Source organism: Lunatimonas salinarum, from assembly GCF_017811155.1.
Lineage (GTDB): Bacteria > Bacteroidota > Bacteroidia > Cytophagales > Cyclobacteriaceae > Lunatimonas > Lunatimonas salinarum.
Genome location: NZ_JACVCV010000013.1, coordinates 13,226 through 34,760 on the forward strand (window position 1 = coordinate 13,226; position 21,535 = coordinate 34,760).

Annotated in this window: 14 protein-coding genes; 4 read left to right on the forward strand and 10 right to left on the reverse strand. The window is 49.3% G+C overall.

Annotation, left to right across the window (positions count from 1 at the left end; all coding sequences use genetic code 11):
* Window positions 1-41: 41 nt before the first annotated feature.
* Window positions 42-3,857, reverse strand: a complete 3,816-nt coding sequence (locus IAQ59_RS15645) for a PVC-type heme-binding CxxCH protein (protein WP_209331778.1) — start codon at window positions 3,855-3,857, stop codon at window positions 42-44.
* A gap of 99 nt (window positions 3,858-3,956) precedes the next feature.
* Window positions 3,957-5,528: a sulfatase family protein gene (locus IAQ59_RS15650; protein WP_209331779.1), complete on the reverse strand. Its 1,572-nt coding sequence runs from the start codon at window positions 5,526-5,528 to the stop codon at window positions 3,957-3,959.
* A 265-nt stretch (window positions 5,529-5,793) separates the two neighbouring features.
* Here IAQ59_RS15650 and IAQ59_RS15655 point away from each other — a divergent pair, with 265 nt between their 5' ends.
* Window positions 5,794-7,866, forward strand: coding sequence for an alpha-L-fucosidase (locus IAQ59_RS15655; protein ID WP_209331780.1), 2,073 nt, complete (start codon window positions 5,794-5,796; stop codon window positions 7,864-7,866).
* A 186-nt stretch (window positions 7,867-8,052) separates the two neighbouring features.
* Here the strand turns inward: IAQ59_RS15655 and IAQ59_RS15660 are convergent, their stop codons facing one another.
* From IAQ59_RS15660 to zupT, 8 genes are all read right to left on the reverse strand, one after another.
* The gene (locus IAQ59_RS15660; protein ID WP_425342616.1) at window positions 8,053-9,516 is read right to left on the reverse strand and encodes a M28 family peptidase; all 1,464 of its coding nucleotides are present in this window, start codon (window positions 9,514-9,516) and stop codon (window positions 8,053-8,055) included.
* A gap of 284 nt (window positions 9,517-9,800) precedes the next feature.
* Complete coding sequence (locus IAQ59_RS15665) at window positions 9,801-10,526, reverse strand: pseudouridine synthase (protein WP_209331782.1); 726 nt, start codon at window positions 10,524-10,526, stop codon at window positions 9,801-9,803.
* Between the two features lie 2 nt (window positions 10,527-10,528).
* The gene (mnmA, locus tag IAQ59_RS15670) at window positions 10,529-11,719 is read right to left on the reverse strand and encodes a tRNA 2-thiouridine(34) synthase MnmA (RefSeq protein ID WP_209331783.1); all 1,191 of its coding nucleotides are present in this window, start codon (window positions 11,717-11,719) and stop codon (window positions 10,529-10,531) included.
* Window positions 11,720-11,814: 95 nt separating this feature from the next.
* Window positions 11,815-12,969 carry a lactonase family protein gene (locus tag IAQ59_RS15675; RefSeq protein ID WP_209331784.1) on the reverse strand — a complete coding sequence of 385 codons (1,155 nt, stop codon included), beginning with the start codon at window positions 12,967-12,969 and terminating at the stop codon, window positions 11,815-11,817.
* Window positions 12,970-13,072: 103 nt separating this feature from the next.
* Entirely contained in the window at window positions 13,073-13,939 is an 867-nt protein-coding gene (locus IAQ59_RS15680; RefSeq protein WP_209331785.1) for a bile acid:sodium symporter family protein, read from the reverse strand.
* A 21-nt stretch (window positions 13,940-13,960) separates the two neighbouring features.
* The gene (locus IAQ59_RS15685) at window positions 13,961-15,529 is read right to left on the reverse strand and encodes a hypothetical protein (protein WP_209331786.1); all 1,569 of its coding nucleotides are present in this window, start codon (window positions 15,527-15,529) and stop codon (window positions 13,961-13,963) included.
* Window positions 15,530-15,690: 161 nt separating this feature from the next.
* Window positions 15,691-16,974, reverse strand: coding sequence for an acetylxylan esterase (locus IAQ59_RS15690; RefSeq protein WP_209331787.1), 1,284 nt, complete (start codon window positions 16,972-16,974; stop codon window positions 15,691-15,693).
* A 12-nt stretch (window positions 16,975-16,986) separates the two neighbouring features.
* Window positions 16,987-17,814, reverse strand: coding sequence for a zinc transporter ZupT (gene zupT / locus IAQ59_RS15695; RefSeq protein ID WP_209331788.1), 828 nt, complete (start codon window positions 17,812-17,814; stop codon window positions 16,987-16,989).
* A 246-nt stretch (window positions 17,815-18,060) separates the two neighbouring features.
* Here zupT and IAQ59_RS15700 point away from each other — a divergent pair, with 246 nt between their 5' ends.
* The 3 genes from IAQ59_RS15700 to IAQ59_RS15710 all read left to right on the forward strand — a co-directional run bounded on the left by IAQ59_RS15700 (window position 18,061) and on the right by IAQ59_RS15710 (window position 21,503).
* Entirely contained in the window at window positions 18,061-19,536 is a 1,476-nt protein-coding gene (locus IAQ59_RS15700) for a mandelate racemase/muconate lactonizing enzyme family protein (protein ID WP_209331789.1), read from the forward strand.
* Window positions 19,537-19,768: 232 nt separating this feature from the next.
* The gene (locus tag IAQ59_RS15705; RefSeq protein ID WP_209331790.1) at window positions 19,769-20,371 is read left to right on the forward strand and encodes an RNA polymerase sigma factor; all 603 of its coding nucleotides are present in this window, start codon (window positions 19,769-19,771) and stop codon (window positions 20,369-20,371) included.
* A 121-nt stretch (window positions 20,372-20,492) separates the two neighbouring features.
* Window positions 20,493-21,503 (forward strand): FecR family protein, encoded by a 1,011-nt coding sequence (locus IAQ59_RS15710; protein WP_209331791.1) that lies wholly within the window; start codon window positions 20,493-20,495, stop codon window positions 21,501-21,503.
* Window positions 21,504-21,535: the final 32 nt, after the last annotated feature.

Genomic DNA, 21,535 nt, shown 5'->3' on the forward strand with positions numbered 1-21,535 from the left:
ACGAGCAGGGCAGCTATTAGGCGGGTTGGTATTTTAAGGAGTTATTCGATGACTTTTTGAGTCTGCAAGTAGGCGACTAAGTCTACCACCTCTTGCTCGGAAAGGTTTTCAAAGAGCCCGGAGGGCATCATGGATACCTCGGTGGTTTCCCTGGATTGAATGCTGGATTTGTTGATGATCACCGGGTCTTGACCCACTACTCGCAGGGTCAGTTGGCGCTGATTTTCACCAATGACGTTACCCGTGTAGGTCCTTCCATCCCTGGTGGTGATGACTACCATTTTATAGTCGTCTTGGATTTCAGCAGAAGGTTCCAGTACATTGAGCAAGATGTAATTCACATCCGTCCGGTTGGATCCGGTGAGGTCAGGGCCTAACTCTCCTCCCTGTCCAAACATTTTGTGGCAGGCACCACAGCTTTCTTGAAAAAGCGTCTTACCGGTTTTCAGGTCAGCTTGTTCTAAGGCCCCTGCCGTCAATATGTTACGGTATTTGGCATAAGCGGCTTCGTCATAGGGTACCTCTTCGATGGGGCCCCACACTTCGATAAAACCACTGCCTACTACCCGGAGCATTTGCCTGGCCACGGTAGCAGGTATTTCCCGTTTGGCAACCCGGCCGGATTGGATTTCCCGAAGGAGCATGTTTCCGTACCGTGGCCTGGATGAAAGCGTCCGGAGGGCCAGTGATTTTTCTTCCGCATCCATTTGGGGAAACTCCTGGATCAGGTGCCGCCCAAATGTCTCCTGGTCAAAAGCAGCCATGGACCGAATAACTTCGTGACGAAGTGATTGGTCTGCATATAGCCTGACCAATCGGTTTGCCAGTGCAGGATTCTGTTGGGCGGTAAGGGATTTTAAGGATTGTACCCGACTTGCCGTTGTCGCGTTGCGGTTTTCCAAAGTTGCTAACGCACGTTGTGTGGCCTCAGCATCCCCAAATAGCTCGGAAATATTCCCAGCTAACACACGGGTGTTTTCCTCACCCTGGAGCTTTTTGGCCAGGTCGCTCCACTTTTCAGGCATCACCAGATCTGTTCTGCCTTCCATGCCAGATAGCATCCCCTCCAGCATCCAAATGCGGTTTTTTGGGTTTTTTTCTAATACAGCAACTAATTTGTCGGTTAGGTCACCGTCCACGGCCCTCCTTGCCATAAACCGGGAGACCAATGAAAGTTCGGATTGGGCAGCCAACGTGAGAAATCGATCGGCGTCCGCTTCGATCAAATGGGCCGTCCCATACCAAATCATTTTCGGCAAGTTGTGGTCAGACTCGTCCTCCCGGTGCCGAACGAGCTCTGCCGCGATATCCCATTGTGAGGCGAGGGGGATTCGCTGTAGAATTTGGGCCAGGGCCAGGCGTACCACTGCTGAGGGATCGGATTTAGCCATACGTTTGAATTCATCCAAAGCGGCTTTTGGTGGGTTTTTATCCTCGCACAACAGTTGAATGGCCCAGTTTCGGATATGCGGGTCTTGGTCGTTTAATGCGCTGACGAGCTCATTGTCAGTAAATCCTCCTACGAGGTGAAGCGACCACATGGCCTTTAGCCGGTGATCCGGATGGGTAGATTTTTTGAACAGTTCTTTGAGCAACCCCTCGGTTCCTGGATCCAGTTTTCCCTGTGCCGCACGTTTTTGGAGAATACCTCTCGCACGTCGGGTATGCCAATCGCTGGGACTGGATTGAAGCCTGACCAGCTCAGCGTCCGGAAGTAGGTTCAGGTCGGAGTATCGTTTGTCCCAGTCAGTGGAGGCTGGATTTTCAGGCATGATTCGAAAGATCCTTCCGGTTTCTCCCAAGAGGACTTCTTGCCCGCAAATATCGGCATCGTGCCAGTCAAGTACATACATAGCGCCTTCGGGTCCGATCTCCAGACTGAATCCTACCCACTGTGCATTATTGGCCGCTAGCAGGTCGTCCCCGTCTTTGCCGATAAAGCCAGAGCCATCGGGAACCAAGATGTCTGAAAGGACTGCATGCTCGTGGATATTGGCCATAAAAATGCGGCCCCAGTCTTCCTCCGGAAAGGCATCCGACTGATAGATGCGGGCACCCCCGTGGGCTGAACGGTGGCGGTGGTCGGCGATGGTCTGTATATCTTCATACACATAGGGGTTGAAATGCTGCCCCCCTTGCCGATGGTAAATGCCCCCTTGAATCACATGCCAAAGATGGGGTATCACGCAGGCGGTGATGAAAAGATTGCCTTTACTGTCGTAATCGATGCCCCAAGGATTGCTGAACCCATGGGCGACCACCTCAAACAGATCCTTGGTAGGGTGGTACCTCCAGACCCCGCCATTGATGTCCACCCCGTCTGCTTCCAGCAGGTCTTCGGGAAAAGGATCCTCGTGATAGTAGAGTTTCGTATCACTATTCGGCTTGCGGATTTTCGAGGGGGTAGCAAACCCCTGCAGTCCGTACAGCCACCCATCGGGCCCCCAGTGCAAACTATTGAGCGTCTCGTGTCTATCCCTTATTCCCCAGCCGGTTAGCAGGATTTCAATATCTTCTAAGTCAGCTTGATCATCACCCTCTTTATCCGGTACGAAGAGCAAATTGGGTGGTGCGCCCAAGTAAAGACCGTCAAATCCGACCGCAATGGCCGCCGGGAACGCGATGCCTTCCATAAAGACTTTGCGGGAATCGGCCTGTCCATCTCCATTGGTGTCTTCCAATATCAGAATACGGCTATCACCTGCATTGGAAAACCCATGTCCCCTCGACTCGTAATCCCGGTTTTCGGCCACCCATAGCCTGCCTTTGTCGTCCCAGCAGAAAGCCATGGGTTGGGTGATCATTGGTTCTGAGGCATAGACGTTTGCTGCATAGCCCTTCTTAAGGCTCATTTCTGCGACGGCTTCGTCGGGGTGTAGGAATTTTGCTGCCCGGCCCTCTGCCTGCGCAATTCCCCAGAGTTCGGTGGTGCTGTACATGCCTGATTTGCCGGAAAATGCCGACCAAGATTCGCCGATTTCCATGTCGCTTTTGTCTCCGGTGTATACCAGCAAGCGGTGCTTTAGCGTGAGGCTTTCGCCCGCCGGAATTACCCAATCCTCCGTGCGGGTATAGGAGGGGCCTATACCCAGTTGGCCATCTACCCGCCATCGCTGAGGGTACCCCTTGTTACTGGGGTGATCAAATACCGCGATCTGGGCATGGTCTTCTCTGCCCGCTAGCTTCATGCCTACCTTGACCCACATCGCAGGCTGGCCTTCTGCGCGCTCATTGCGTTGCCTCGCTGCGTTGATCACCTCCCCGTCGATGCCCTCTTTCCAGGGCATTCGGATAAACAATCCCCCATAATCGTACTTGCCAATGGTGGTAGTGGCTATAGCCTCGCCTTTCCATTCCAAATCCATTAGGTATTCCCCGTTTTCTTCCCGCATGGTCCAAGTTTGGGTTTCCCGCATGACGGGAGTTCCACCTTCGTCCAACAGTTCGTATATGGTTTGCCATGAAACGACTTCGCCTTCGCGTTCTATGGGGTTTAACGCGACTCGGCGCCAATAATCACCTTGGGGATTGTGGAAATAATCCCTACCGTTCACTCTGGTAAATCCCCAATAAATGCCGGTTTGGTGCTTATGGTGTCCGGGACTGAATTCCGTCAATTCACTCATTCCGTCCGGCGATACGATGGGGTGGAGGTAGGGACGAAAATCGCTCAGGGCCACCTGGGTCACGAGTGGATCCGACTCGTTGCGGCGAAATACCCGCAACCTTTCGCCCGTGTCGTCCAGGCTAAGGGAAAGTTGGGAAGGACCCGATTGGGACTCAATGGCTGATCCTGTCCCTCTGCCACAGGCAAAAAGAAGTGCGCAGATACAAAGTGTCGTAAGCAGCGATTTCATGGTGAAGTGGGGTTTATCGGATGTTGATCGAAATCTGTAGGGGTTTTGGTAGGCCTTAAGTGTACGTGAACAAAGAAAATTTTTACTAATTGGGCGGCATCAGTAATTGCTTTTTGGTGTGAGGACGCCGTATTGGATCTTGATCCGCTTAAGCCGATCCTTCATCGACGCCACTATTTCCGCATAATCTGCGTTCCCGTATAGGTTATTCATTTCCAATGGGTCGGTCTCCAGGTCATAAAACTCCCATTCTTCAAGTTCGTAGAAGTGCATCAATTTAAACCGCTCAGAGGTGACGCCTTCGTGTTTTTGAACACTGTGTACACCCGGGTATTCGTAATAATGATAGTATAGGTAGCTTCGCCAGTCCGCAGGGGTATTTCCGGTCATCACGGGTACCAAGCTTCTTCCTTGCATGACATCTGGGGCCTCTACACCGGCTACCTCTAAAAATGTCTGTGCGAAGTCCAGGTTGGACACTAGGTCTTTATTGACTGTTCCGGGTGTGATTTTTCCTTTCCAGCTCATCAGCAGCGGCGTCCTGAAGGATTCTTCATACATGAACCGCTTATCAAACCACCCGTGCTCGCCAAGGTAAAATCCCTGATCGGAAGCGTACACGATCAGCGTATTCTCATCCAACCCGCTTTGCTCCAAGTAATCCAACACCCGCCCTACGTTATCGTCTACGGAGCGAATGACGGCGAGGTAGTCACGCATGTAACGTTGGTATTTCCATCGGACCAAGTCATCACCCTGTAGGTTTGCCTGCTGAAACTCCTCGATAATGGGGTTGTAAACTGCATCCCAGGCGGCTCGTTGTTCGGAGTTCATGCGTCCGTAGGTGCGGCGGTAAGGTCCCGATCCGATGCTTTCTTCGGTCCAGATTTTAAGGTCTGACGCCAATTGCATGGTTTCGGAAATGGTCATATCCTGCTCTTTCGCTGCAGTACCCCTATTCCTATAATCGTCAAATAGATTGGGAGGCTCGGGGAAAACCACATCCTCGTACAGGGTTAAATGGTCGGGCCCTTTTTCCCATTCCCGGTGAGGTGCTTTGTGCTGTAGCATCAGCATAAAGGGTTTCCCTGAGTTTTCTTGTTGCTTTAGCCAGGCTAAGGATTTGTCGGTAATGATGTCTGTAACATAACCTTCTTCGATAACAGTATCTCCCGGAACAATAAAAGTAGGGTTGTAATAGTGGCCCTGATCTGGCAGGATTTCCCAATGATCAAACCCAGTTGGTTCGGATCGGAGGTGCCATTTTCCGATGAGCGCGGTGGCGTAGCCTGCTGCGCTCAATAGTTTGGGAAAAGTAGGTTGGGAACCGTCAAAGGTATCCGCGTTTGTACGGTGTCCGTTCACATGGCTATGCGCCCCGGTAAGGATAGAAGCCCGGGAGGGTGCACAGATGGAGTTGGTAACGTAGCATTTGTCAAACCGAATGCCCCGTTGGGCTATGCGGTCTAAGTTGGGGGTAGGCGCCAACTCGGCCAATCGGTCCTGGTAGGCACTCAGTGCCTGAAAGGCATGATCGTCAGAGAATATAAACAGGATATTTGGCTGTTTGGGTTGCTCTTCAGGGGCCTTATCGGTTCTGCATCCTAGAAGGAACGAGGAAATAAATGTAAGTACTGCCCAGGAGCGGATGGCAAATCTTCTGAGCGACATTTTAGGGAAATTTTGAGCTGGTTGCATAGATCCTAATCTGGATGTGTATATCGCAACCTAATCTATTAATTACTGATGACTATTCAAATAAATATTTAAAAGTAATTTTTTCATTAAGAATGGTGTCTAAGCCCTATATTTGGTTTATTAAAACCTTACTTCCTTAAAAAAAGGGGCTGTTTTGACCAAGTGAAGATGGACAGGCGCTTGATAGGTAGCCCAATTCACCTTCAAAACATACAGTCCGGTTAATCTAATGGAAATCATGAAGCTATACCGAATACCTTTCATTGCTTTATTAGCCGCGCAGCTCATTTCCTGTGGCGGCGATAGTCAGCCGGCTCCCGAACCTGTACAACCCGTACCCTCCGAGCGGCAATTGGCTTGGCAGGATCTGGAATATTACGGGTTTGTGCATTTTAACATGAATACGTTCACGAACATGGAGTGGGGCACAGGGGCCGAGGATCCTTCCCTGTTTAATCCTACGGAGTTTGATGCCGGGCAGTGGGCGCGTGTTGTTAAGGAGGCGGGGATGAAAGGAATTATCATCACGGCCAAACACCACGATGGATTTTGTCTCTGGCCTACAGCCACCACCGAACACTCCATTAAGGCTTCTCCCTATAAAGGTGGGGATGGCGATATTATCCGAGAGATTTCCGATGCCTGCAGGGCGGCCGGCTTAAAATTTGGGGTGTACCTGTCCCCCTGGGACCGAAACAACGAACATTATGGCACGGCCGAATACATAGGAGTTTTTCGAGAGCAGCTTCGGGAATTACTGACCAACTATGGAGAGGTGTTTGAAGTATGGTTTGACGGCGCAAACGGTGGCACAGGCTATTATGGCGGGGCAAACGAGGAGAGAAGAGTGGATAAGAAGTCCTATTACGATTGGGAAAACACCTTTAAAATTATTCGTGAGTTGCAGCCAAATGCCGTGATTTTTGGAGACGCGGGGCCTGACGTGCGCTGGGTGGGCAACGAACATGGGTTTGCTTACGAAACTACCTGGTCTAACCTAATGCGAGATTCGGTTTATGGCGGAATGCCGGAGTATTCTGAAATGTATTCCCCTGGGCAAGAGAATGGCACCCATTGGGTACCTGCAGAGGCAGATGTGTCCATCCGGCCAGGATGGTATTACCACGAATACGAAGACCACAAGGTCAAAACCCTACCACAGCTTTTGGATATCTACTATAACAGTATTGGTCGCAATGCTTCGTTGCTTTTGAATTTTCCAGTGGATAAGCGGGGCCTTATCCATGAAAATGACGTGGCCCAATTGCAGAAGTTAACGGCCAAAATAAAAGAGGATTTTGCCAATAACCTAGTCGGGAAGCAGGTATTGGTGAGTACCTCTGTAGACCGGGGTCGATCCTTTTCCGGCAGCAAGGCCATTGATGGAAAATCCGATACGTTCTGGTCTACACCGGACGGGGAGCATGCAGGATCCCTTACCCTGGAATTCAAAGAAGAGATACGTTTCAACCGCTTCATGGTTCAGGAGTATATTCCTTTGGGTCAGCGGGTGAAAGCATTTTTGTTGGAGGCGCAAGTGGAAGGGAATTGGCAGGAAATAGCAAGGGGTACCACGGTGGGTTACAAACGGATTTTAAGATTGCCCTCCGTAACGACCAAAGCAGTTCGCTTTACGGTACTGGATGCCAAGGCGAGTCCTACCATATCCAACTTGGCCCTTTTCGATGCTCCCAGGTTGTTGATAGAGCCAGAAATGGCGCGTGAAAAGTCGGGGCGGGTGAGCTTTTCCTCCATGGATGAGGAGGTGGAGGTATACTATACGCTAGATGGAAGCCAACCTACTGCCGAAAGCTTGAAATACGAAGAACCCTTTATGGTTGACCAGCCTACTGAAATCCGGGTGGTAAGCTTCGATCCTCAGAGTGAACAGTTCAGCGAAGTGGCGGTATTTATGCTGGATGTTCCGAAAGCCGATTGGGAAGTATTGGGTGGCGGAGAAAATGCCCATCAGGCGATTGATGAAGACAATCGAACAAACTACGTTTCTGAGTCGAACCGGTTGATGCTGGATCTTGGAAGCGATTATTCTCTTGGCGGATTTACTTACATGCCGGTACAGAACCGCTACATGTCCGGCGTGATTAAAACGTTTGTTTTTGAGGTAAGTCGGGATGGTGTCACGTGGCAGCAAGTAACACAGGGAGAATTTGGAAATATTGCCAATAGCCCTATTCTACAACGAATCACCTTTAGTCCCACCGAAGCGAGGTTTATCAGATTAATTGCCACCGAGACACTCGATGGCAATGCGGCGAGCTTTGCGGAAGTCGGTGTGATTACCGTAAAGTAGGTGTTTTGGAAAGATGGAGCGATATGATCTCTAAAGGAACCGAGCCGGCTGAAGGATAGTCGGCTCGGTTTTTCTTTTCCCTTCCAAGCTTTTTTCTTCCGCGCGTTGGAATGGGAGGGGGAATTCCTAATTTACCGCTTTATTTATTAAAGTGAATTGATTAGTTGGAGATCTCTAAAAGCAAGGTTACTCCAGCCCGTATAGGTTTTTTGCGGCTTCTTCGTATTTATCGCCAGTTTTCCATTTGGGCTGTTCGGATGCATTCGCGATTTTTTGGGCGGAAAGCAGGTACGATTTCCAATATAACATGGCGTAATCCAGGTCAAAATTGTCGACCTGATCCGATAGCTGATGGTAGTGTTTGGCGATTTTATCGTCAAAAGCCGTGAAGCCTAGACTAAAAGTAGGAGCGGGGATTCCTTTCCGTGCAAAATTCACATTGTCGGACCGGTCGTAGAGCCCTTGTTCTGGCGAGGGGTCGGCGATTGCTCGAATGCCATATTCACTGACAGCTGCTTCGATCAGCGGATCTACAGACGTTCTGCCCAATCCTACTACGGTCACAATAGAAGTGTCGTTGTAACCGGCATTGTCAATGTTCAGGTTGTAGATGATTTGCCGGAGGGGCAGGAGGGGATTATTGGCAAAATAGCCTGAGCCCAACAAGCCCTTTTCTTCGGCTGTCCATGCGCACAGTAAGACGGATCTCTTTGGAGGATGCTGGGCAAAGAATTTGGCAGCATTGATTACGGCTACCGTGCCGACCGCATTGTCTCTGGCACCGTTGTATATCGAGTCTCCTTCTGCATTTGGATTTCCTACACCCAAGTGATCGTAGTGGGCTGAAAGCATGATGTATTCGTTTTTTAGGTTGGTATCAGTGCCTTCGATGTAGGCAATGACGTTTTTTCCCGTGATTTTTCGGTTCTGCTTGCCGCTTACGTGCGCTTCTACGCTAGCATGGCCATCACTGATTTGCTGGATTAGCTCGCCGCTCAGGTCTTTAACCCAAACATAGGGGATGGCTTCGCTACCGTCAGGGTCGTAATCAAGGGTCAGTTGAGGCTTGTTCAGGTAATTCACCAATAGGCTCCAAGGAGTGGTGGGGACGTTATACATCTCAATAATGCCTGCAGCACCTTTTTCTTTCGCAAGGGCGAGCTTTTCACGGCCGGCGGCAAAGAGATCGGATGGCGATAGGCGGTTAGGTTGGCCTACTCGTACTACCACCATTTTGCCGGCAACGTCTTTACCCGTATAATCCGACTCCAACCCATAACCTGCCACTACAAGATCAAAATTGCCCTGAATATCCGGCCCATCCAACACCAGCAAATCCTCTCCGTGGGTTAGTGTTTGGTTTCCAATGCGTAGTTCTCCTTTCTTTGGTGGTGCCGAATAACGAAATGGTACCGGCTGAAAATAGTTACCTGCCTCGTCCAACGCTTTTGCGCCATAGCGTTGAAACTGTTCAGCAATGTATTTGGCTGCGATATCCATTTCCGGCCTTGCAGGATCCCTCCCCTTTAATTCGTCCGAGGCCAAAAACCGGAAGTGGGAGACGGCTTCCTCCCGTTGGATTTGTTGGTCTATGGCGGTCTTTTGAGCGAGGGCATTTTCATGGCCCCACAAAGCCAATACGGCAATCATCCCAAGTGCGAAGGTGTGCTTCATGCGATACATTCGTTGTCTTTTTGTGAAAATAGGTTGTCGACTGTAGAGTAAAAACAGGAACAGGTTGACGAACGCCGCTGCGTTAGTGTTTTAAAAACCTGCTTTCACTCCCAGTCCAAAGATAGCAAAAACTTCCATCGTTACGGCACTACCGGACGAGGGAGGAGAAAGCACCTCCCTTAATGAGGGAAGAGTGAACCAACTAATGATGTGAATCGGCAGGAATCTAAGTTCGTTTAGAAACCGTTTTGGCGTCTCTATCAGCTTGATGCGGCTTCTGCCTCGGGTGTTTTCCATCCTAACTGCTCCAAAATATCCTTAAAATAGGAGGGAGGCGCTGCGGTAAGGGTGACCTTGGATTTTTGGTAGGGGTGTGAAAAGGACATGGACCAAGCATGGAGCAAGAGTGAGTCACAGCGGAAGTGACTTCGAAAGAAGTTATTTTGCTTATTGTCCCCATGGGTGGTATCTCCGATCACGTAATGGCGAAAGCGTGCAAAATGCCGCCTTATTTGGTGCATCCTGCCAGTATGGGGGTATATTTTGACCAGGCTGTAGCGGCTGCTTGCATATCGGGGAGAAGAAGCAAAGGGAATCTCTGCCTGATCCAGGTGCCAGAATTCGGTTTTGGCAGGCTGAAGGTCCAGCGTCAGGTCCTTTGCCAGCGGTGAATCGATAAAGCCGTGGGATTCAGGGAGGTACCCTCGAATAACCGCAAGGTAATACTTTTGGATCTTTTGGGTCGCAAAATCCGGTTGCAGCTTAGCCGCTGCGTCCGAGGATTTGGCAAACATCAGGATTCCGGAGGTGGGGCGGTCCAGCCGGTGCAGGGGATTTACCTTTAGGCCAATCTGATCTCGGAGTAGTTGCACGGCAAAGCGCGCTTCCGGGTTCCGCTCCAAGGGGGTTTTGTGGACCAAGACACCGGCAGGCTTGTTGATGGCGATATAGTGCTCGTCCTCGTAGAGGATTTCCAATGGCTCCATTTTCAAAAAATCGTTCCAGAACCGATGGTTTCTTCCCCGTCGTACCAGGCCACAAACTGACCGGAGGCGATTCCACGTTGGGGTTTTTCGAAGAGTACATATAGCCCGTTAGCTTCCATCTGTAGGGTTGCCTGGCTAAGTGGTTGCCGGTATCGAATGCGGGCCAAATAGCGGGCACTTTCTCCTGGCTTTAAGCGTCGGTCTTCGCGTATCCAATGGATATCATCCATCGGCACAAAGAGACCCTCTCGAAGCAGCCCCGTGTGGTCTTCGCCCAATCCCGTGTACACAATATTGGCTTGGGTGTCAGTGGCGATCACAAACAGTGGTTTTCCAGTTCCGCCCACCTGCAATCCTTTGCGTTGCCCTATTGTGAAGTAGTGTGCGCCGTTGTGTTCCCCCACTTTTTTGCCATGGTGGGGCTCATAAGTTACTGACAGGCAACGGCGGTCCAATAAATTCCCCGTACTGGACACCTTCCTGTCTGCATACACCGGGGAGTCTTCGGGAATTACCAGGATATCCCCTTTTTTGGGCAGAAGTTGCTGCTGGAGAAATTCCGGGAGCCGTACCTTTCCGATAAAGCAGAGGCCTTGACTGTCTTTCTTATCAGCGGTGACGAGGTCCTGCTCCTTGGCGATTTTCCGTACATCGGATTTTTGCAGGTGGCCGATTGGAAACAGTGCCTTTGCCAGCTGCGCCTGATTGAGTTGACACAGAAAGTAACTTTGGTCTTTGTTGGTATCCACGCCGGCAAGTAGCTGATAGATGGTTTTTCCACCTTGCTCGATTTCCCCTTTTCGGCAATAATGGCCGGTGGCTACGAAGTCAGCCTTTAGCTTTTCGGCAGCTTTTAAAAAAATGTCAAACTTGATTTCCCGGTTGCACAGGATATCCGGGTTGGGGGTGCGGCCTGATTCATACTCCGAAAACATATAGTCCACGATGCGTTCGCGGTATTCCTTGCTAAGGTCTATGGCCTGAAAGGGGATTCCAAGTTTTTCGGCCACCAGCATGGCGTCGGTGCTGTCCTCCATCCACGGGCACTCATTGGAAATGGTGACGGACTCGTCGTGCCAGTTTTTCATAAACATGCCGATCACTTCATACCCCTGTTGCAGGAGTAGGTAGGCGGCTACCGAACTGTCTACGCCACCGGATAGACCGACGACCACACGTTTTTGTTTTTCCATATTTCGATAGTTTCAAGGACTAGGAATTGGATGAAAAGGAAAAACAAATCTAGCCGGTAAATTGGTTCAGAAGCGCAGGAGGCATTGAAAATATTTCAACGAGAATTAATAAACAGCTGTTCGATGCACACAGCCCGGGGAATTTCCACCCGCATGTCGGTGGGCGTTAGGGAGCCGTTAATAGGGTCAAGGGCAAAAACCACGATATTATTGCTTTCCATATTGGCCACGTAGACAAACTCTCCAAGTGCATCCATCTGGAAATTTCGGGGGTGTGAACCCTCGGAAGGGACATGCCCGAGCGAGGTCAGCCTCCCATTTTCAAGGTTGATTTGGAATTTCGCCAGGTTATCCTGCCCCCGGTTGGAGGCGTATAGCCATTTCCCGTCCACGGAAACATGGATATCTGCGGCGGAATTCCGATCACTTTGGACGTTGGAGCTGAGCATATTTACCCTGCCTTTTGGTTTTAGTTTCCCGTTTCGAGGGTTTACCTCATACATAGCGATGGTGTTTGACAGTTCTTCCACGGAGTAAGCAAAAGGGATATCCGAATGCAGTGTAAAGTGTCTCGGCCCTGCGCCGGGCGCAGAACGTACGAAGCCTTTCTTTACAGGATCCAAGGTGCCCGTATTGGGCTCCAGTTTATAAGTAAATATCTTATCCGCACCCAAGTCTGAGGCATAGACGAACCGACCATCCAGCGCGGGAACGACTGAATGCATGTGGGCACTACTTTGGCGTTCGGGGATTGCATTACTGCCTTCATGTTGAAAGACAGAACTGGCAGGATGGAGGCCTCCGTCTTCCCGGATCTTATAACTGGCGAGATTACCGCCCTGGTAGTTAGACACAAAAACCACCTCTCCGCTTGGATCAACACTCACATGGCAGGGACTAGCTCCGGCCGAGCTTACCTCGTTGATTTTTTGGAGCATTCCCGTATTGCTGTCGATGCGGTAGGCGATGATGGTCCCATGGGGGTCATTTTCCTCCATCCCCTCCCTGTAGGCAGCATATAAAAATTGGTTGCTGGGGTGCAGCGTAATAAATGAGGGACTTTTCCGATCATGTACGGTTTGAATTTCACTGAACTGCTTCAATAACCGGTCGAACTCCAACACATAGAGCCCTTTGCTGCCAGCTTCGGAAAATGTACCTACATACCAAATTTCCTTTTTGGCGATTTGTGCTTGGGATGATGACATGAAATAAAACAGGGAAAACAACAATCCAATAAATGAACGCATCTTTTTAGGGTTTTATGCTTAGCAAACCGTCAAAATACGCTTATGTTTGGTGTGGACAAGGATTATTTTGTCAGCGGTAGTATCCTCGTCCAGCTAACCACAACTAACTGGGAACGGTAGCTTTTCGGGTATGAATGAGAATGACCACAGCGGCAGTAAGAAACATCAACAGGCTGTAAATGGCAATGGGAATCGTCATTTCGGAGTTTTTCAGTAGTGTTGCGGCGATCATGATGCCCAGTGTACCGTTTTGGATTCCGGATTCAATGGATATGGATATCTGCTGCGGTTTTGGTAATAACAGCCATTTGGCCAAGTAGTACCCAATAAGCAAAGTGGCAACATTAAGCAACAGCGTGACTGGGCCTGCCTGAGCAAAAAAGGCGGGGAGTGATTCTCTTTCTTTCAGAATTGCCGCCAGAATGATCATTACAAAGAAAATCGCAGAAGCAAGGCGTACCGGTTTATCGGCACGGGAGGAAACAGCCGGAAATCGATGGTTCAAGTACATACCGACCGAAACAGGAATGATGGTCACCCCTACTATTTGCATGATGGTTTGTCCTACGGGAAGGATAATGCTGCCTGCCTCTCCAAAATGCCGAATGGCAAAATTAACGATGATGGGAATGGTAATTACCGTGATAAACGAGCTTATGGCGGTCAGGCTGATAGAAAGTGCCGTGTCTCCTCGGGAAAGGTGGGTGATTAAATTTGAAGTGGGACCGCCGGGGCAGGCGGCGAGAATCATCAAGCCTACGGCTATGGTGCCAGTCAATCCAAATGCAAAGATGAGCAGATAGCCAATCAGCGGAAGCAAAAGCAACTGAGTAGCCAGTCCCAGTAGGATCGCTTTTGGAAATAAAAAGCAGTTTTTAAAGTCTTTTATGGTGAGGGATAGCCCCATTCCCAGCATGATGAATGCCAGGGCCAAAGGTAGAAAAACAGCCGTTATGATACTTTCCTGCATGGTTTTTTGGGTTTGGTTCGACTAGGGTTTTTTCATTTCGGATAGCTCGTTTAGTAGCTCCAGCACCGCTGTATGGATGGTCGGCGCTGTATTCGGGCCTAGCGAGTTTACTTCGCCGTACGGGGCACGATCGCGTCCATAAGTGAAGGGGGGTTTTTCGTCCCATTGGCTTTTGGGCACGATATACCCGATCATATCATTGGCCATGCCACTAAAAAAGCGGATTCTGCCCGGCATTTGGCTGCGAATGGAAGGTACTTCCACGGGCTCAATACCAAAATCAGCACCCGTGGGAGATTCCACACCACCGTTTAGGATTTCGGGATACAGTTCTCCCGGCACATGCACGAAAGAAGCGGAACCCAAGGTCCAGGCAGCGACCTCCGAGCGAATATGTCCCCAGCGCGTAAATCCACGGTCAAAAATACCGAGCCAAGCGGCAAGGCGAAAGAGGTTGTTGTCCATGGCCAGTTCCAAGGTTTTTGCTCGCAGATCGATACCCCCCTGCCGGATTTCCAACATGCCCTCGTTCATGGTTTTAAAGGTGATCTTTGCCAATGCCAAGCCTTGGGCATCCACTTTTTCCGCACTCTCTTCCATAATCAATGCACCAGAGTAGGGGTGAATGATGGGATGGTTAGGTCGTGTGGTCATCAATCCGCCCAAGGCCCCGTTCATAAACAGAGCGATACCACCTAACCCTTCATGCAGGAGGCTGTCCTGCAGATATATTCCGTTTTCCATGTACTCTCGCCAATAATGGGGGAAGTCCGAACTGATCTCGGTGTTTCCAGACCAGAAGGTTTCCGGGTGATTTCCCCAGTTAAGGAGAATACCCAGGGTGCGGTCATCCTGTTTGGAAAGAACCTGCATGATACGGATACCTTCGTCGTAGACAAAGGGTTCACGAGAATCGCCTACCAAGGTCAGTGACTCAGATTCGTTGATGGCCAACTTCAAGTAGGCGGGTTCTACAGCTAGGGAAGCCTCCTCCAACGAGCGGAAAATGCCTTGCATTACTTGTTCTTTGTAAGCCTTATCAATACCGCTCGTGTAGGGGTTGGGACCCCAAAGCCCCATCAGATCGGGAGAAGAATGGACATGGGTACTCGCCACTATCAGGTAATCCAATTCCAACGGTTCCTGAAAGCGCTTTCTGACCGTTACCACATCGTCGTGCCCAAACCCGATCATGTCGATTACACAGATGCCCAATCGGGTGGCACCGTCGTCTATTACCATGGATCTGGCCCATAGGGGATCATTCACTCCGGTAGCCGGCCGGTTTTGTTGAAACCCTGCCAACCATACCGCATCAAACTTTCCGTTATTGTTGAGATCCTGATAGCTATCTCCCTCATTTGGTGTGTAGCGGGCGTCACCGTCCTTATCGGTCCAGGTATCGAATCCTACGGGAGTGATGTCTGTTTTCCCAAAACCGATTTTTAGCTCCCCAGGTGTGTCAGATGTGATCTGCAGATCCAGCGCATAGCCGGGGTGTTTATCCGTAAATTGCCTCCACGTGTAGATACCGCCACCGACCACGAGGATGCAAACGACGATCAATAGAACCTTGAGGAATGTTTTCATGTGTCTATAATTGCATTGATTTTTAGCATAACAACCAACCCAATCTGCCGATTTTGACAAGCCGACGGACGTTTTAGAACCGTCAGTCGGGAAATCATCAGGCAGCTTCGGTTTTGTATGCCTATGGCTTGCTAGTCAATACGGTGTTTTATGGAATCCGACTATTTTACGCCCAGCTTTTTCAGCATCCATTGGTCCCCTTCCTGACTTTGCTCCGGATAGCGCCAGTGGGCGGCATCCTTGAATAGGGACAGGGTCTTTTCAGCCTGCACGACATTGTAGGCCGCGTACATGGACGTAGGGGGACATACGTTATCATTGAATCCAAAGGAGTAAAGCCCAGGTATGTTTACAAACCGTGCAAAATTCACCACGTCGTAGTAGTAGGACGTTTCAATTTTTGCCGGCTGATTGGTGTATTCGTTCTTGAACAGGTGAGGCCATCCACCGGCCCGGCCGTGCAGGTAACCCGTAAGGTCAGAAAGTGCCGGGTAATAGCTGACGAGGTACTTGATTCGATTGTCCAGGGACGCCGTCACAATGGACAGTGCCCCTCCCTGACTGCCTCCCATGACTCCGATATGGGTACCATCAAAGGCTTCAAGGGAGAAAATGAAATCCACGGCTCGAATGCAGCCCAAGTATACCCGCTTGTAATAGTATCGCTCCCGGTCTTCCAGATTGAAAGTATTGTAATTGGCAAGGGCACCTTGGGCCAGGTCCTGATAAAGGCTGGATTGGTATAGATTGACGGGGATACCATGTATACCGATTTGGAGGGTGATGATGTCTTTGTCCGCGTGAAGTTCCTGATACGGGCGCACACCGGCACCTGGAACAACTAACAAGGCAGGGTATTTTCCGGGTTTTTTGGGTTTGGTAAGGATGCCATATATCCTTCCGGATACGTTTTTGAAGCTTACGTGGTACACGTCGGAGTGATGGGTGGATTTTTCAGGCATAAGCGTGAGCGTGGGTTCTAACGGGATAGCGGCAAGTTCCCTTTTTTTGGCATCCCAAAACTCCCTGAAATCCTCGGGCAGCTTGGTGGTAGGCTGAATTTGCTCCGGATCCACGCCTGCAGTACCGGTATTTTCGTACGTAATGCCGTTTTCAGTGTAGGTCACCTTACAACGCACAAAGCCCGGCGCATTCATTTTTCCGGCTTTGATTTTACCCGTACCATCTTTTAGCGTCAAAGTCCCACTATGGGTCGGTTCTACCATTTCCGGACCAGCCGTATAGGAGATCGCAGCCTGGGGGATTAATTTCCCAAACTTGTATATCGCCACGTCGAACAGAATTTCCTCTCCTGCTGGGTAAATCATGTCGGACTTGGCAGGACTAACCATAATGCGGATCAATGAACCGGTTTGGGACTGTGAAAAGCCGGCAGTTGCCAAAAGGCACAGCAGAAGGAGTACGGGAAGTTTTTTTGTTATCATAGATAGGGGGGGTTAATTGAGTAAAACCAAACTGATGCCCATGATGCCGATTCCGGCAATCATGCCCCACTTGGTGTGGGTTTTAAAGCCCATTTCATAGGCACTTGGGATGAGTTCAAATGAAGCGACATATACCATAATACTGGCTACCAATACATTTACTGTAGCCAATAGTGCCGGATCCAGGTATTTGAATAATACATAGTAGGCTACTAGTGCACCGAATGGTTCGGATAGTCCGGATAAAAGACTAATCAGAAATGCTTTGGTCTTATTTTGCGTGGCATGATAGATAGGCATGGCCACGGCCAAACCTTCCGGTATATTGTGTATGGCGATGGCGATGGTGATCCCCAGGCCCAGTTGCAGGTCCTGCATCGATGTCAGGAAGGTGATTAGCCCTTCGGGCAAATTGTGAATGGCAAGGGCCACTGCAGTAACCAAACCCGCTTTATATAGCTTTTTCGTTTTTTTCGTGGATCGGTGTACGTCTTCGGTCGTTTCCGGCAGGGAAGGTTTCAAGATGCCAAGCTTGTCCATCAAGAAATCCGTCACCCTAGCGATAATGGCAGAACCCAACAACCCTACAATAAAAGCCATTGCAACCCTTGCGTAGGCTTTTTCATTTCCCAACTCGCTACTTAGCTCAACCACCGCATTGAGTATCAGCTCTACAAAGGAGATGTAAAGCATGGCACCCGCGGAAAGACCCAAGGAAAACGCCAAGAATTTCTCTTTTCTGGCATAGGTAATAAAGGAAACCAATCCGCCAATGCCCGTGGATATTCCTGCTATCGTGGTGAACAAAAAGGCAAAAAATACTTGATGTTCCGACTCCATACGTCTTTTTTCGGATGAATTGTTTGCAAATATAAAAAATTGACCCGCTTACCCCTTATTTTTTGCGGCCAATGAAAATTTAATTTTCCTCTCTTTCCACAGACCCCTTTGAAAGGTAATGATTTCAGCTTTCTATAGAAAAAATTCTTTACCTCAATGGGATAAATGTTTACATTTAAGGACGAATACGTCCTGCAGCCTACTGCCGACGAAACCCGAACATTAAACCATTTAAATCCAAATAACATGAAAAAGAACATTTCCCACCTTTTACAGCCCTTGGATAGCTCCAAGCCCAACTCTTTTTCCAACATAGAAAAGGCCGATCCAGCTCCTCTAAAAAATCGTCCTGAAAATGCCGGGAGACGCAATTTTTTGCAAAAAGCCAGTTTGGGAGGGCTAAGTCTCGGAGGTCTGATGATGCTGCCGGTAGAAGACACCATCGCCCATACTACTTCCAAAGTAAACAGGCTTTCCAATCCTTCCGAGCTAAAGATCACTGATATGCGTGTGGCACAGTACGGAAATGTACCCATTTTAAAAATTTACACCAATCAGGGAATTCACGGGTTGGGCGACGTAAGGGATGGAGCTGACAAACGTTATGCGCTTATGCTGAAATCCCGTATTTTGGGAGAGAATCCCTGTAACATAGAGAAGATATTCAAAACCATCGAACAATTTGGAGGCCATGGTCGCCAAGGTGGTGGCGTATCCGGTGTGGAAATGGCCCTATGGGATTTGGCTGGTAAAGCCTACGGGGTTCCGCTATACATGCTTTTAGGGGGTAAATTTAGGGATAAGGTGCGCATTTACGTAGATACTCCGACCATGCCAGACCCTGATCAGTTTGCCGAAAAAATGAAAGAGCGGGTAGACATGGGATTCACCATGCTGAAAATGGACATTGGCATTGGTTTGATCAAGGACATCGAAGACACCCTCACCAATAAGGATCCTTGGATGCCGCTGCGCGGATGGACTGATAGGGATGTGATGTCTCATGCCCAGACCCGGCATCAGCATACCCATATTCAGATTACCCAGAAAGGGTTGGAAAAAATGGTGGAATTTGCCGCAAAGGCGCGGGCAAAGGTGGGCTATGAGATACCGTTGGCGATAGATCACTTTGGACACATGGGGTACAATGAAATGATCAAGCTCGCACACGCCTTTGAACCCTACAATATTGCATGGCTGGAGGATTTAATACCCTGGCAAAATACCGAACAGTGGAAGCGCATCACGGAGTCCATCACCACGCCCACGTTGACGGGAGAGGACACTTACCACAAAAAGAACTTTAAGGACCTGATAGAGACTCGCGCGGTGGACATCGTGCATCCCGATCCAGGCAGTGCAGGAGGATATTTGCAGACCAAAAAAATAGGTGACTATGCTGAGGAGTTTGAGATTGGCATGGCTATTCACCATGCGGCCTCACCCATTACCTTCATGGGTACCGTACATGCGGCGGCGGCAACCTATAATTTCATCGGCTTGGAACACCATTCAGTAGATAATCCATGGTGGGAATCGTTGGTAACCGGTATTGACGGGCCTCTTGTCGAGAATGGCTACGCGAAAGTTCCCGAATCACCGGGCATTGGCCTTGAGTTGAACGAAGACGAGGTGAAGCGTAGATTAAGGCCCGGAGAGGAGTTCTTTGCGCCCACCGATGAATGGAACGAGCTGAAATCCTGGGATAGAACCTGGAGTTGATGCGGCTAGGAGGCTGTTCGATATTTCGGGCAGCCTCTTCCTTTTGAAGGCAAAGGTCGTTTGGACTGATCAGATGGTTGGAGGCTTTAGATACACGTCTAGTAAGCCTGTGATTGTTGGTCTAAAAACCTGTTTAACTTGAATTTTAGACATATTAATGGTATGATTGGGTCAGTTGTAGTTGCGAAATTGGTATAATATGACGTACTTGTAACCAATATCGTCCTTATTCATGTCTCATTCGATAAACCCAGATATTCAAACATTAGTTGCTAGGCTACGTAGTGGAGACGAAGCGGCTTTTTGTGCACTGTATCGGAAATTTGCCACCAAAGTGTATGCAACCTCCCGAAAAATGGGGTTGCCACACGAAGAGGCGGAAGGCATCGTGCAGGAAGTTTTTATGCGGATTTGGAAAAATCGCCAAGGTTTGAACGACGCATTATCCTTCAATGCGTACCTGTTGGCTATCATGAAATCCTTAATTTATAAGCAGGCTAAGCGGGCTGCCAGGTTTCAAGTTTATGCTCAAAATGCCCGGGCCAAGCAAGAGAACGATCAAAATATGGGAGAAACTTCCCTCCTCTACGAAGACCTACGGCAATTTTCCACCTATGCGCTTTCGACGCTTCCCAAATGCCAAAAGGAGGTGATCGAGTTGAAGTACCTACAGCACCTTTCTTCCGATGAGATTTCCCAGAAACTATCCATTTCAAAGCGTACGGTAGAGACGCATATTTACAAGGCTACCAAATCGCTTAGGGAAAGGCTATTGGGATCAAAAACACTTCCCCCCGACCTCCTGTCTATGCTTACCGTTTTTTTATTGGATTAAGGGTTTGTTTTTAGATTTCGCATAGTTGATGCTTTCCCATTAAAAATTCTGAAAATTTTCGGGGAGTCGTACGTAAATCCTGCTGAATGGGGATATATCCCTGTAAAAGGCAGCAATGAGAATGCGATTGGTCGAAAAGTGGCGACGGTTGATGAAAGGGCTTCTTTCAGCCCGAGAAGCATCCGACTTCCTTAAAAGGATGGAATCGGAGGAGGGAAAGCGCGCTTTCTACCAAGAGGTCGAAAGCAGCTTTGAGGATCCCAATCTATCGGAGTCCTACTTGGATTGGGACAAGGAGGCCGTTTTGCAAAAGCTGCTTGAAAAAAAAAGAATGACTAAATCCTTTTGGCCTGGCATGTTGACTGCTCGGACGGGGGCGTACCGGAGATTTGCTGCGAGTTTGCTTTTGGGATTGCTCGTATATGGGGGCTACTTAGCGTTTTTTGATTCCAATCCAACGTCTAGCTCTGAACCATCGTTCCAATCCCAAGTCATTGTAAAGTACAACCCAAAAGGCAAAAGAACAAAGATTCAACTGCCGGACTTATCCTGGGTTTATCTCAACGCCGAGAGTTATCTTGCATACGAGCAGGGTTTTCCAAATGGCCGGGAGGTAAGGTTGGTAGGAGAGGCATTTTTTGACGTGACCAAGGACTCCCTACGTCCATTTACCGTGCTCACAGGTAAGATACAGACCACTGCATTGGGCACCTCCTTTAACATACACGCCTACAGTGAGAGCCCCGGTGTGCAAGTCACCCTAGCCACTGGTGAGGTGAAAGTGCAGGATTTCGTGTCGTCCTCAGAACTACACCTATTGCCGGGAGAGGCCTCCAAAACACACGGTGGAGGCACTCCAATGAAGAAATTTCAAGTGGATCCAAATTCCGTCGCTTCCTGGAAGGATGGTATTCTGCAATTTGAGCAACTGCCACTGTCGGAAGTGGTGCGTTTGTTGGAACGCTGGTATGGAGTATCCATTCACGGGCCTGCTGCTTGGCCAGATTTCAAGTGTTCTGGAACCTTCGGTAAAAACGAGTACTTGAGCAATGTGCTTGAGGTTCTCGGGCACAGCATCGGGTTTGATTACACAATCGATGAAAAGAATATAACCATTCATATTAAACCTTAAACCTATGATCTACCCATTTCATCTCACGTTTT